This window comes from Variovorax sp. GW821-FHT10B04 (assembly GCF_059415645.1).
Genome location: NZ_JBWKNQ010000013.1, coordinates 191,451 through 204,835, shown reverse-complemented (window position 1 = coordinate 204,835; position 13,385 = coordinate 191,451). Strand labels below are relative to the sequence as shown.

The following is a 13,385-nucleotide window of genomic DNA, read 5'->3' as shown; positions in this document are numbered from 1 at the left end:
GACTCCAGTTCGCGGTCTCGTCGACCTTCGTCGTCGAGCAACCGGCCACCAGCCATGCGGCTGCGCACAGCGCCAGCCAGCCCGGGACAACCGATAATTTGGAGCGAAATATCACATGAAACTTTCTTGAAACAAGTCCCTTCGATTATATCGACGCCCCCTCTCCAGGCGCCTTTCGACCCTGCCGACACCGAGGATGGAGCCGATCCGGCCGATGCCAGCGAATGGCGATCCTTCGTGGTCGGGCCGGCGGAGCATGGCCAGCGGCTGGATCGTGCGCTCGCTGCGCTGGTACCGGAGTTGTCGCGCAGCTACCTCCAGCAACTGATCCAGGCCGGTGTCGTCGAACTGCAGGGGCGTGCGGCGACCAAGGCCTCCGCCACGGTGCGTGCCGGCGAGGCCGGACGGATCGAGATGCGCCCGACGCCGCAGAGCCAGGCGTTCAAGCCGGAGCCGATGGCGCTGCGCGTGGTGCACGAGGACGCCCATCTGCGCGTGATCGACAAGCCGGCAGGATTGGTCGTGCATCCCGCGCCCGGCCACTGGAGTGGCACCTTGCTGAACGGCCTGCTCGCACTGGATCCGCAGGCCGTCATGCTGCCGCGGGCGGGCATCGTGCACCGGCTGGACCGCGACACCAGCGGCCTGATGGTGGTGGCCCGCACGCGTGCGGCAATGGATGCGCTGGTTGCCCTGATCGCCGCGCGTGACGTCAAGCGGCAGTACATCGCCATGGCCCACAAGCCATGGCAGGGTGCCGCCGCTCGCCAGATCGACGCGCCGATCGGCCGCGATCCGCGCAACCGGCTCCGGATGGCCGCAGTCGATCTCGAGCGGCATCCAGGCAAGACCGCGCGCACCTGGGTCGAGCGGCTCGACAGCACGGCCGAGGGTTGCGTGGTGCGTTGCACGCTCGAGACCGGACGGACCCACCAGATCCGCGTGCACATGGCGCTGATCGGTCATCCGCTGGTCGGCGATGCGCTCTATGGCGGCGTCCCTGCGGCAGGAATCGCCAGGCAGGCGCTGCATGCGTTCCGGTTGGCTTTCGTGCACCCGGTGACGGGCGAGGCGATGGAGTTTCGTGCGCCGCCGCCGCCCGATCTGGTCGCTGCCTTGCAGGCGTGGGGGCTGGATTACAATCGCGCCTGACGGCCCCAGGGCCTCGCCGGCCATCCGAGTCGGCCTTGCGTTGTGCTCGCCACGTGCCGGCAACGCCCTCTTCGAATCTTCTCTCTTCCAACTGAACGTGCGCCACGGGCGCCTTTTCGGATCACGCGAACCATGAATACGGCGGATGCCAAGCGCATTCTCGAAACCGCCTTGATCTGCTCGTCGCAACCGCTGCCGGTGCGCGAGCTGCGCGTTCTGTTCGACGACGAACTGGGCGCCGACACGATCAAGTCGCTGTTGCTCGAGCTTCAGGAAGACTGGTCCCAGCGCGGGCTGGAGCTCGTCGGCGTCGCAACCGGCTGGCGCTTTCAGAGCCGGCCGGAAATGCGCGATCACCTGGACCGGCTGCATCCCGAGAAGCCGCCGCGGTACACCCGTGCCGCGCTGGAAACGCTCGCGATCATTGCCTATCGCCAGCCCGTCACGCGTGGCGACATGGAAGACATTCGCGGCGTCACGATCAACTCGATGATCCTGAAGCAGCTCGAAGACCGCAATTGGGTCGAGGTCATCGGGCACCGCGAGACGGTCGGTCGGCCCGGGCTCTATGCCACCACCCGCCAGTTCCTCGACGATCTCGGCCTGGCATCGCTCGACCAACTGCCGGTGATCGAGACATCGGCCCAGCAGGGCGCGCTGATCGATGCGCTGGCCGAAGCTGCCGGCATGGTGCAGCCGGGCTTGCCGATGGGCGATCCGCAAGACGCCATCGCATCTACCGAACCCGTTGTGGCCGCAGCGCCCGACGCCGAACCCTCACAGGCCGAGCCCCCGGCCGTCTCCTCTGGAAATCCATCATGAGTCCATCCGAACACGACGACGCGGCCGGTTCCCCGGAACCTATCGCAGAAGAAAAGCGTCTCGTCGAGGCCGTGCGGAACGACGGTCCCGCGGGCGAATCCGCTCCGGATGCGGCCGAGGCTCCGCGCAAGCGTCGCCCGCGGCGAAAGAAGCCGGCGGAAGCCTCTGCTGAAGCCGGTGAGTCCGAGGAGGGTGTCGTCACGTCGGCAGATGCGGTGTCCGAGCCGTCCGCTGCGCCCGTCGTCGAGCGTCACGCGCCGGAGCTCGCTGCGGTGGTGCGCGAGGAAGTCGATGCGTCGGACGAGGATGAACTCGACGAAGACGATCTCGACGAGGAAGAGGACGATCTCGATCGCGCCCGTCGCGCCGCCGACCGCGCGCAGCGCAACGCGCCGCCGCCGGAGCCGATCCGTTTCGCCGATGTGATTTCCGGCCAGTTCGATGCGGACGAGGAGAGCCCCGAGGTCCCGCCGCTCAAGCGTGTGTTGCTGCCGGAAGCCGATTCGCCGAAGCTGCACAAGGTGCTGGCCCAGGCCGGCCTGGGCTCGCGTCTCGAAATGGAGGCGCTGATCCTGCAGGGGCGGATCTCGGTCAATGGCGAACCCGCCCACATCGGCCAGCGCATCCAGTACGGTGACCAGGTCAAGGTCAATGGCAAGCCGATCCGCTATCGGATCGCGCCGCCGCCCGCGCGGATCATTGCGTACCACAAGCCGACCGGTGAAGTCGTGACGCACGACGATCCGCAGAACCGGCCGACGGTGTTTCGCAAGCTGCCACGGCTCGTGCAGGGCAAATGGCAGTCGGTGGGGCGACTCGACCTGAACACCGAAGGCCTTCTCCTTTTCACGAGCTCGGGCGAGTTGGCCAACCAGTTGATGCATCCACGCTTCGGGCTGGAGCGTGAATACGCGGTTCGCGTGCTGGGCGCCATCAATGCGGAAGAGAAGAAAAAGCTGCTCGAGGGTGTGCGGCTCGACGATGGCATGGCGCAGTTCGGAACCATCGAGGAAGGTGGCGGCGAGGGCTCCAACCATTGGTATCGGGTGACCATTTCCGAAGGCCGAAACCGCGAGGTTCGCCGGCTGTTCGAGTCGGTGGGTCACGCAGTCAGCCGCCTGATTCGGATCCGCTATGGCGCCATGGTGTTGCCGCGCGGTCTCAAGCGTGGTGCATGGATGGAGCTCGATGAGCGCGACATCCGGTCGCTGCTGGCGGCTGTCGGCGGCGGCGAGCGTCCGGCACGGGCCGATGCGGGCGACCGAGGTCCGCGACCGGACGGGCGCAATGGCCGGAACCGCAACAACAAGCCTCGCAGCGGCAACGCGGGCGGGCCGCCGCAGCAAGCGCGTCGCGGTCCCAACGGCGCTGGTGGCGGTGGTGCTCCCGGCGGCGGCAAGGCACGCGGCGCCCAGGGTGGTCGGCAGAACGCTGACCGGGCGGATCGCGCCCCAGGCGGCGCCAGCCAGCCGGACCCGATGAAGACATCGCTGGGGTACATCGGCGCCGACAGCTTCTCGCGGCAGCGCAAAGAACAGCGTCAGGGCGGTCGCCGTCCGGGCGGCAATCCTGGCGGCGGAAACGCTGGCGGCGGGCAGGGCGGTCGTCGCCGCGGCCGCTGAGCCAGGAATCTGTGACCGGCCAGCGGTCTTTCATGGCTTCTTCATTCGCCGTGGTGGTCGCGCCGGTTAAAATCTAGGGCTTTGTCAAGACCGCGTGACCACTCGCGGCTCTGGCTCATTCTTTCAAAATCAAGCTACTCAGGAAGCATTTCAATGGCAATCGAACGCACTCTCTCCATCATCAAGCCCGACGCCGTCGCCAAGAACGTCATCGGCAAGATCGTCTCGCGCTTTGAAGCCGCCGGCCTCAAGATCGCTGCTGCCAAGCTGGTTCACCTGTCGCGCGCCGAAGCCGAGCAGTTCTATGCCGTCCACAGCGCACGTCCTTTCTTCAAGGACCTCGTCGAATTCATGATTTCCGGCCCCGTGTTCGTGCAAGTGCTCGAAGGCGAAAACGCCATCCTCAAGAACCGTGACCTGATGGGCGCCACCGACCCCAAGAAGGCCGCCGCCGGCACCATCCGCGCCGATTTCGCCGACAGCATCGACGCCAACGCCGTGCACGGCTCGGACGCTCCTGAAACCGCAGCGAACGAGATCTCCTTCTTCTTCGCTGGCCTCAACGTCTACGCACGCTGAGGTTCAACCCAGCCCGCACAATGACCACCGCCAACCTGCTCGAGTTCGATCTGGAGGGGCTGGCCGCGTTCTGCGAACGGCTGGGTGAAAAGCGTTTCCGCGCGACGCAGCTCTTCCGCTGGATCCACCAGCGTGGAGCGAGCGATTTCGCGCAGATGACCGATCTGGCCAAGTCCCTTCGCGAGAAGCTGGCCACGACGGCGCACATCGAGCCGTTGCCGGTCATCACGCAACATGAGTCCGCGGACGGCACCATCAAATGGCTGTTCGATGTGGGTGACGGCAATGCCGTCGAAGCCGTATTCATTCCCGAAGACGACCGCGGGACACTCTGCGTGTCGTCGCAGGCCGGCTGCGCTGTCGGCTGTCGCTTCTGCTCGACCGGGCATCAAGGTTTCAGCCGCAATCTGCGTACCGGCGAAATCGTCGCGCAACTCTGGTTTGCAGAGCACTTTCTCCGCAAGCATCTGAAGCGCACCGAGCGCGTCATCTCCAACGTGGTGATGATGGGAATGGGCGAGCCCCTGCAAAATTACAGTGCGCTCGTGCCTGCACTGCGCACGATGCTCGACGACAACGCCTACGGGTTGTCGCGCCGTCGCGTGACGGTGTCGACTTCCGGCGTCGTTCCCATGATCGATCGCCTGGGCGCCGACTGCCCGGTGGCGCTGGCGGTGTCGCTTCATGCGCCAAACGATCCGTTGCGTGACGACCTGGTACCGCTCAATCGCAAGTATCCGATCGCTGAATTGCTCGAGGCCTGCAAGCGCTACCTCGCTCATGCGCCGCGCGACTTCATCACCTTCGAGTACTGCATGCTCGACGGCGTCAATGATCAGCCCGAACATGCCAGGCAACTGGTCGATCTGGTCCGCAAGCAGGGCGTTTCCTGCAAGTTCAACCTGATTCCGTTCAATCCGTTCCCGGCATCCGGCCTGATTCGGTCGCCGCAGCCGCGTGTGCTGGCTTTTGCCAAGACGCTCAGCGAAGCCGGAATCGTCACGACCGTGCGCAAGACGCGTGGGGACGACATCGACGCCGCCTGCGGGCAGCTCGCAGGCGATGTCAAGGACCGCACGCATGCTGCCGAGCGCATGGCGCAACGCCGCACCGTGGTGCTGCATCCAGCACGGCGGCCGGCGGCGACCCAGGAGCGCTGAGGCGATGACCGCGGCGTTTCCGGGTGTGCGCAGCGGGTGGCACCCCGCGTTGCTTTTGGCTGTACTGGTGTTCGTGACGCTGGCTGGCTGCGCGTTGCGTTCGACGGGTTCGACCGGCTCGGATTCCGCGGCCACTGCCGACGTGATCACCTCGTCGGATGAGCCGGCGGGTCGCAAGCGGGCTCGCATCAGGCTCGAGCTGGCCATCGGCTACTTTCAGCAGGGTCAGGCCACGGTTGCGCTCGACGAAACCAAGCAGGCCATCGCGGCCGATCCCACGTTCGCCGATGCCTACAACCTGCGTGGACTGGTCTACATGCGGCTCGACGAGCCGGCGCTGGCGGAAGATAGTTTTCTGCGCGCGATCGCGCTCAATCCGCGTGATGCCAACTCGCTGCACAACTATGGCTGGCTGCTCTGCCAGGAACGTCGCTATGGCGACGCCGCACAGCAGTTCACCCAGGCTTTGGCCGTTCCTGCCTACACGGATCGAGCCAAGACGTTGATGACGCAGGGCGCATGCGAAGTCAGGGCCGGCCAGCTCGACGATGCCGAACGCAGCTTGCGCCAGGCCTACGAACTCGATGCCGGCAATCCAATGATCGGCTTCAACCTCGCTGCGGTGCTTGTGCAGCGAAAGGATTGGACGCGTGCGCAGTTCTATGCGCGGCGCGTCAACAATGGCCCCTCGGCCAACGCCGAGACGCTCTGGCTCGGAATCCGGATCGAGCGTCAACTGGATGATCGTGATGCAATGGCCCAGCTTGGTGGGCAATTGCAAAGGCGCTTTCCGCAGTCGCGGGAAGCTATTGCGTACGAGCGCGGGAACTTCAATGATTGAACGAGCCAGCGAACTCGCTGCTTCCTCCGTGCAACCGCCGGTTGCAGAAGACACCATGACCTTGACCGCTGGCGACATGCTGCGGGAGGCCCGGCTGGCACGCGGTGTCCAGCTCGACATGCTCGCGGCGGCCCTCAAGGTCCCGGTCAGAAAAATCCAGGCGCTTGAAAACAACGACATCGAGGCGTTGCCGGACCCGGTGTTCGCGCGTGCGTTGGCGGCGAGTGTCTGCCGGGCGCTGCATGTGGATGCGGCGCCGGTGCTGGCCAAGCTTCCGGGCGTGATACGGCCCGGGCTTGCGGAAGAGGACCGGGCCATCAGTACCGGGTTTCGTCCGGGGCTGCCGCGGCGCACCAACCGCAACAGCTCGAGCGGCTTGCCTTCACGCGTCCTGCTGACGGTCGTCGTCCTGCTGCTGATCGGGGCTGCGGCGTTGTTCTGGCTGCCGCCGACGGCCTTCGAGCGGATCGGGTCGTCGATCTCGCGCTTCACTTCGCGCGATACGGCGAGCGTGCCCGCCGCAACGGAAATGACAGGCGACGTGCAGCCCGCCGGCACGGTTGTCGAGCCTGTGGCTGCCGTGGCGCCGATGCCGCCGGCGTCGGCGCAGGTACCTGCTTCGGCCCTGCCCGCAACGGTCGTTCCGGCCGCCGCGAGCGCGAGCGTACCGCCGGCCTCCAGCGACGTTCTGGCCTTCGCGGCGCGGGACGAGACCTGGATTGCAGTCAGCGAAGCGGGCGGCAAGCAGTTGATGAGCCGCACCTTGCGTGCGGGCGAAAAGATCGGTGTCTCCGGTGCGTTGCCGTTGTCGGTCGTCGTCGGGCGTTCTTCCGGCGTGGACGTATCGGTGCGCGGCGCGCCTTTCGATCTGACACCTTTCTCCAAGGCGGGCGGTGTCGCACGTTTCGAGGTAAAGCCATGACCGAGCCATTTCCGATCGAACCTGCCGCGCCCCAAGCGCGCCGCTCCCGACAAGCCCGTGTCGAATGGGGCGCGAGGATCGTGACCGTCGGGGGCGATGCGCCGGTGCGCGTCCAGTCGATGACCAACACCGACACCGTCGACGCCATCGGCACGGCCATCCAGGTCAAGGAGCTCGCGAACGCGGGTTCCGAGATGGTGCGGTTGACGGTCAACACGCCAGAGGCCGCGGCCCAGGTGCCTTACATCCGCGATCAGCTGGATCGGATGGGCATCGACGTGCCGCTGATCGGCGACTTCCACTACAACGGCCACCGTCTGCTGACGGACTATCCGGCGTGCGCCGAAGCGCTCAGCAAGTACCGCATCAACCCCGGCAACGTGGGCAAGGGCGACAAGAAGGACAAGCAGTTCGGCCAGATGATCGAGGCGGCGATGCGCTGGAACAAGCCGGTGCGCATCGGCGTGAACTGGGGCAGCCTCGACCAGGAACTGCTCGCGCATCTGATGGACGTCAACAGCCGGCGCTCGACGCCCTGGCAGGCCAAGTCGGTCATGTACGAGGCGCTGGTCAGCTCGGCCATCGATTCCGCCAAGCTGGCCGAATCGATGGGCATGAATGGCGACCAGATCATCCTGAGCTGCAAGGTCAGCGGCGTGCAGGACCTGATCTCCGTCTACCGCGAACTTGCCAAGCGCTGCAGCTATGCGTTGCACCTCGGGCTCACCGAGGCCGGCATGGGGACGAAGGGCACGGTGGCGTCGGCCACGGCGTTGTCGGTCCTGCTGCAGGAGGGCATCGGCGACACGATCCGTGTGTCGCTCACGCCCCAGCCGGGCGAGTCGCGTACGCAGGAGGTAGTGATCGCCAACGAGATCCTGCAGGCACTGGGCCTGCGCATCTTCGTGCCGAGCGTGACCGCCTGCCCGGGCTGCGGCCGGACCACCAGCACGACCTTCCAGGAACTGGCCAAGACCATCGACGATTACCTGCGCATGCAGATGCCCGTCTGGCGGACCAAGTATCCCGGCGTCGAGGCGCTGAAGGTGGCGGTCATGGGCTGCATCGTCAACGGCCCGGGCGAGAGCAAGCATGCCGACATCGGCATCAGCCTGCCCGGCACCGGTGAAGCACCGGCCGCGCCGGTGTTCATCGACGGCGAGAAGGCGTTGACGCTGCGCGGCGACAACATCGCCGCCGAGTTCCACCAGCTGGTCGAGAACTACATCGAGAAGCGCTTCGGCAGCCCGCAGGCTGCCGAGCTTGCGTGATCACTTTCCTGCTTCCTTTCAACGGATTCCATGGTTGACAAATTGAATGCCGTCAAAGGCATGAACGACATCCTGCCGCCCGATTCGGCGCGCTGGGAATGGCTCGAGGCCATCGTGCGCGAACTGATGGCGCGCTATGCCTACCGCAATGTCCGTACGCCGATCGTCGAGCACACGGCGCTGTTCGTGCGCGGTATCGGCGAGGTCACCGACATCGTCGAGAAGGAGATGTACTCCTTCGAGGACAAGCTCAACGGCGAGAAGCTCACGCTGCGTCCCGAGGGCACGGCCAGCCTGATGCGCGCGGTCGTCGAGCATTCCATGCTGTACGACGGCGGCAAGCGGCTCTGGTACTCCGGTCCGATGTTCCGCCATGAGCGGCCGCAGCGGGGTCGCTACCGGCAGTTCCACCAGATCGGCGCAGAGGCGCTGGGCTTCGCGGGTCCCGAGGTCGATGCCGAGTTGATCCTGCTCGCGGCCGCGCTCTGGAAGGCCATCGGCCTGACCGACGTGCGGCTGGAGCTCAACAGCCTCGGCCAGCCGCCGGAGCGCGCATTGCACCGCGCAGAGCTCATCAAGCACTTCGAGGCGCATGCATCGCTGCTGGACGAGGAGGCGAAGCGCCGGCTGCACAGCAATCCGCTGCGCGTCCTGGACACCAAGAATCCGGCCATGAAGGAAGTGGTCGAGTCCGCGCCGAAGCTGATGGACTTCCTCGGTGCCGAGTCGCTTGCGCACTTCGACGGCTTGCGGGCGATCCTCGACGCCAATGGCATCGCCTACACGATCAATCCGCGCCTGGTGCGCGGCCTCGACTACTACAACCTCACCGTCTTCGAATTCGTGACCGACCGCCTGGGTGCGCAGGGCACGGTGTGCGGTGGTGGCCGGTACGACGACCTGATCGTGCAGATCGGTGGCAAGGCGGCGCCGGCCGTCGGCTGGGCGCTGGGTATCGAACGCGTGCTTGCCCTGGTGGAAGAACAGGGCACCGCCGTGCCGGTCCCGGTGCCCGACGTGTATGCCGTGGTGCCCGATGCCTCCGCCATGCCCGTGGCCTTGCGGACGCTGCAGCAATTGCGCGATGCGGGCGTTCGGGTGCAGATGCACGCCGGTACCGCCGACGGGTTGGGCAGCTTCAAGTCTCAGTTCAAAAAGGCCGACGCCAGCGGTGCCTTGCACGCGCTGGTCTTCGGTGCCGACGAACTGGCGCGCGGCGAGGTCACGGTGAAGGCGCTTCGCGACGGCGGAGGCGCGCAGACCACGCGTGCGCTGGACGAGGTGGCCGTCTGGGCCTCCACCCTACAATCGCCTGCTACCAAGGACTGACAGCGCATGGCAACTCATCTCGATCTCGAAGAACAGGAACAGCTCGATCAGCTCAAGCATTTCTGGAACACCTACGGCACGCTGATCACCTGGGTCGTGCTGTTGGCTGCAGGCGCTTTCATGGCCTGGAACGGCTGGCAGTATCTGCAGCGCAGCAAGGCTGCACAGGCATCGGCGCTGTATGACGAGGTCGAGCGCACGGCCACGGCAGGCGATGCGGAGCGGATCGAACGCGCGTTCGGCGACATGAAGGACAAGTTCTCCGGAACCGCCTACGCGCAGCAAGCCGGCTTGCTGGCTGCCAAGACGCTCAACGAAAAAGGCAAGACGGATGCGTCTCGCGCAGCGTTGACCTGGGTGGCCGAGCATGCCGTCGACCCGGGCTATCAGGCAATCGCCAAGCTTCGGCTGGCGGGCGAATTGATGGATGCCAAGTCCTACGACGAGGCGCTCAAGCAGTTGTCGTCATCCGTGCCAAAGGAATTCGACGCGCTCTTCGCCGATCGAAAAGGCGACATCTATATGGCGCAGGGCAAGCGCGATGAAGCCAAGGCCGAGTACCAGAAGGCATGGACGGGTCTTGAAGCCCGCAATGACTATCGGCGCTTGATCGAGGTCAAGCTCAATGCCGCCGGCGCCGATCCGGCTTCTCTGGCGCCGAAGATCGCCGTGAGCGTGTCGCCCGCAAAAATCGTCCAGTGATCCTTATGAATTTGAAGTCGTTGAATTTCGCGCCGTTGGCCGCGCCTGCATGGCGCCTTGGGGCTGCGGCCGTCCTGGTCGCAGCACTTGCAGCATGTTCGGGAACTGCCAAGCCCAAGCCAGCCGACTTGCCGGCCAACGCCGCACTCTTCGGTGTGCGGCAGGCCTGGGCCGTTCGCATGCCCGCGACCAGCGTGCCATTGCAGACGGATGTGAGCGGCGACATGGTGACGGTGGCCAGTTCGGACGGTACCGTCGTCGCCATCGACGCGGTCTCCGGCGTCGAGAGCTGGCGCACCAACGTCGGCGGTTCGTTGCTGGCCGGCGTCGGTAGCGACGGGTCGCTGGTTTCCGTGGTCACCAGCGGCAACGAGCTCGTGACGATCCAGGGCGGAAAGGTGCTTTGGCGGCAACGCCTGGCCGCGCAGGCGTACACGGCGCCGCTCGTGGCGGGCCGTCGGGTGTTCGTGCAGACCGCCGATCGCACGATGACGGCATGGGACGGCCAGAGCGGCCGCCGGTTGTGGTCGCAGCCGCGCACGGCCGAGAATCTCGTGCTCAAGCGCCCCGGAGTCCTGCTCGCCGTGGGAGATACCCTGGTGACGGGCGCCGGCGGTCGACTGACGGGCCTCAACCCGGCCAATGGCTCTTCGCGCTGGGAGGTGTCGATCGCCGCACCTCGCGGGACCAACGACGTCGAGCGGCTGGTGGATCTGACCGGCCCCGCGAGCCGGCTCGGCGACAGCGTGTGCGCACGTGCCTATTACGCCTCGGTGGGTTGTGTCGACACCTCGCGCGGTTCGTTGGTCTGGAGCAAGCCTGCATCCGGTGCCGGTGGCCTCGGCGGCGACGATCGCCTCATCTACGGAACGGAGTCCAACGGCGATGTCGCGGCCTGGCGTCGTGCCGACGGTGAGCGCGTCTGGCTGTCGGAGCGTCTGAAGAATCGCACCCTCACAGCGCCGCTGGCTGTGGGGCGTTCGCTGATCGTCGGTGAAAGCACGGGCACGCTGCACTTCATTTCGCGTGAAGACGGCTCGTTGCTCAACCGTATCAGCCCCGATGGTTCCGCCATCGAGTCGACGCCGGTCCTGGCCGGCAACACCGTTGTCGTGGTCACGCGCAACGGCGGCGTGTTTGGCTATCGTCCCGAATGACAGCACGCCATCACGTCGCACGCCGCATGACGTTCTTGCAGAACAAGGGTCAGCCATGAAGCCGGTCATCGCGCTGGTCGGGCGTCCGAACGTCGGCAAGTCGACGCTGTTCAACCGCCTCACGCAGACACGCGACGCCATCGTCGCCGACTTCGCCGGGCTCACACGCGATCGCCACTACGGCAACGGGCGGCAGGGCAAGCACGAGTTCATCGTGATCGATACCGGCGGCTTCGAGCCCGACGCCGGAAGCGGCATCTTCAAGGAGATGGCCAAGCAGACGCGTCAGGCCGTGGCCGAAGCCGATGTGGTCATCTTCGTGCTCGATGCGCGCGAAGGCCTCTCCGCGCAGGACCACGAGATCGCCAAGGAGCTGCGGCGTCTGGGCAAGCCGACCTTGCTCGTCGCCAACAAGGCCGAAGGCATGCGCGATGCGACCAAGCTGGCCGAGTTCTACGAACTGGGTTTCGGCGAAGTGCACGGCATCTCCGCTGCGCATGGCGAGGGCATTCGGGGGATCGTCGAACTCGCGCTCGAACCGCTGAACCTGCCTGACCCTGACGACGAGCCGGGTGACGAGGAAGCGGGCAAGCCCATCAAGCTGGCTGTCGCCGGCCGACCCAACGTCGGCAAGTCGACGCTGATCAATACCTGGCTTGGCGAAGAGCGGCTGGTGGCTTTCGACATGCCGGGCACCACGCGCGATGCCATTTCCGTGCCTTTCGAGCGCAACGGCCAGCGCTTCGAACTGATCGACACGGCCGGGCTCCGCCGCAAGGGCAAAGTGTTCGAGGCGATCGAGAAGTTCTCGGTGGTCAAGACATTGCAGGCGATCGAGTCCTCGAACGTCGTGCTTCTGCTGCTGGATGCCACGCAGGGCGTTACCGATCAGGATGCGCATATCGCGGGCTATATCCTCGAATCGGGCCGTGCGGTGGTTATTGCGATCAACAAGTGGGACGCAGTCGATAGCTACCAGCGCGAACAATTGCAGCGCCAGATCGAGACCCGGCTCCCGTTCCTCAAGTTCGCGGCGTTGCATTTCATTTCTGCAATCAAGCGCCAAGGGCTCGGCCCTGTCTGGCAGGCGATTGCGCAAGCACATAAATCGGCGACGCGGAAGATGTCGACGCCCGTGCTGACCCGGCTTTTGCTGGAGGCTGTTCAGTTCCAATCGCCTCAGCGCGCGGGCATGTTCCGCCCGAAGATGCGCTATGCCCACCAGGGCGGCATGAACCCGCCGGTGATCGTGATCCATGGCAATTCGCTGGAGCACGTGACCGATGCCTACAAGAGATTTCTCGAAGGGCGTTTTCGCAAGGAATTTGATCTGGTCGGAACGCCGATGCGCATTGAATTCAAGACATCGACCAATCCCTATGCGGACAAGGATCGCGGCTGAACGGCCAGTCTGACCAGACCGAATACGTGAGCGTGATTCGCCTGCAAAGTTCAGTCTTTGAAGTGCCGTTATTTTCGTCCGGGTTTTCCCGTTGCCGGAGCAACCCTGAAACGGTGTGTTAAGGTTCCCGGTCCAACAACTCTTCCTTGAACACGGAGAATATCGTGAGCAACAAAGGGCAACTTTTGCAAGACCCGTTCCTGAATACTTTGCGTCGGGAGCATGTGCCGGTTTCCATTTATCTGGTCAACGGCATCAAGCTTCAGGGTCAGATCGAATCGTTCGATCAATATGTCGTGCTGCTGCGTAACACTGTGACGCAGATGGTCTACAAGCACGCCATTTCCACCATCGTGCCTGGCCGCGCAGTCAACTTCTCGGCCGCCGAGAACGACGACGCTGCCGCTTGACTGGCATGCCGCGCGG

General features: G+C 65.2%; 13 protein-coding genes. All 13 read left to right on the top strand.

The window, feature by feature from the left end:
- Positions 1-147: 147 nt before the first annotated feature.
- The 13 genes from AC07PZ_RS26630 (at position 148) to hfq (ending at position 13,369) form a co-directional block, all read left to right on the top strand.
- On the top strand, positions 148-1,152 hold the full coding sequence (locus tag AC07PZ_RS26630) for an RluA family pseudouridine synthase (protein ID WP_495298179.1): 1,005 nt from the start codon (positions 148-150) through the stop codon (positions 1,150-1,152).
- Between the two features lie 132 nt (positions 1,153-1,284).
- Entirely contained in the window at positions 1,285-1,974 is a 690-nt protein-coding gene (gene scpB, locus AC07PZ_RS26625) for an SMC-Scp complex subunit ScpB (protein WP_495298168.1), read from the top strand.
- Complete coding sequence (locus AC07PZ_RS26620; RefSeq protein WP_495298167.1) at positions 1,971-3,596, top strand: pseudouridine synthase; 1,626 nt, start codon at positions 1,971-1,973, stop codon at positions 3,594-3,596. The genes scpB and AC07PZ_RS26620 overlap by 4 nt, the downstream gene beginning before the upstream one ends.
- A gap of 153 nt (positions 3,597-3,749) precedes the next feature.
- On the top strand, positions 3,750-4,175 hold the full coding sequence (gene ndk, locus AC07PZ_RS26615; protein ID WP_495298166.1) for a nucleoside-diphosphate kinase: 426 nt from the start codon (positions 3,750-3,752) through the stop codon (positions 4,173-4,175).
- 20 nt (positions 4,176-4,195) lie between these two features.
- Positions 4,196-5,335, top strand: a complete 1,140-nt coding sequence (rlmN, locus tag AC07PZ_RS26610; protein ID WP_495298165.1) for a dual-specificity RNA methyltransferase RlmN — start codon at positions 4,196-4,198, stop codon at positions 5,333-5,335.
- 4 nt (positions 5,336-5,339) lie between these two features.
- The gene (gene pilW / locus AC07PZ_RS26605) at positions 5,340-6,176 is read left to right on the top strand and encodes a type IV pilus biogenesis/stability protein PilW (RefSeq protein ID WP_495298164.1); all 837 of its coding nucleotides are present in this window, start codon (positions 5,340-5,342) and stop codon (positions 6,174-6,176) included.
- Between the two features lie 55 nt (positions 6,177-6,231).
- Positions 6,232-7,098 carry a helix-turn-helix domain-containing protein gene (locus tag AC07PZ_RS26600; protein ID WP_495298178.1) on the top strand — a complete coding sequence of 289 codons (867 nt, stop codon included), beginning with the start codon at positions 6,232-6,234 and terminating at the stop codon, positions 7,096-7,098.
- Positions 7,095-8,369 carry a flavodoxin-dependent (E)-4-hydroxy-3-methylbut-2-enyl-diphosphate synthase gene (gene ispG, locus AC07PZ_RS26595; protein ID WP_495298163.1) on the top strand — a complete coding sequence of 425 codons (1,275 nt, stop codon included), beginning with the start codon at positions 7,095-7,097 and terminating at the stop codon, positions 8,367-8,369. The genes AC07PZ_RS26600 and ispG overlap by 4 nt, the downstream gene beginning before the upstream one ends.
- Before the next feature lie 30 nt (positions 8,370-8,399).
- Positions 8,400-9,698 carry a histidine--tRNA ligase gene (hisS, locus tag AC07PZ_RS26590; RefSeq protein ID WP_495298162.1) on the top strand — a complete coding sequence of 433 codons (1,299 nt, stop codon included), beginning with the start codon at positions 8,400-8,402 and terminating at the stop codon, positions 9,696-9,698.
- A 6-nt stretch (positions 9,699-9,704) separates the two neighbouring features.
- A complete protein-coding gene (locus tag AC07PZ_RS26585) occupies positions 9,705-10,400 on the top strand; it encodes a YfgM family protein (RefSeq protein ID WP_495298161.1) in 696 nt (231 codons plus the stop codon).
- Positions 10,401-10,405: 5 nt separating this feature from the next.
- A complete protein-coding gene (gene bamB, locus AC07PZ_RS26580; protein WP_495298160.1) occupies positions 10,406-11,557 on the top strand; it encodes an outer membrane protein assembly factor BamB in 1,152 nt (383 codons plus the stop codon).
- A gap of 55 nt (positions 11,558-11,612) precedes the next feature.
- Positions 11,613-12,959, top strand: coding sequence for a ribosome biogenesis GTPase Der (gene der / locus AC07PZ_RS26575; RefSeq protein WP_495298177.1), 1,347 nt, complete (start codon positions 11,613-11,615; stop codon positions 12,957-12,959).
- Between the two features lie 164 nt (positions 12,960-13,123).
- The gene (gene hfq, locus AC07PZ_RS26570) at positions 13,124-13,369 is read left to right on the top strand and encodes an RNA chaperone Hfq (RefSeq protein ID WP_012747311.1); all 246 of its coding nucleotides are present in this window, start codon (positions 13,124-13,126) and stop codon (positions 13,367-13,369) included.
- Positions 13,370-13,385 lie beyond the last annotated feature (16 nt).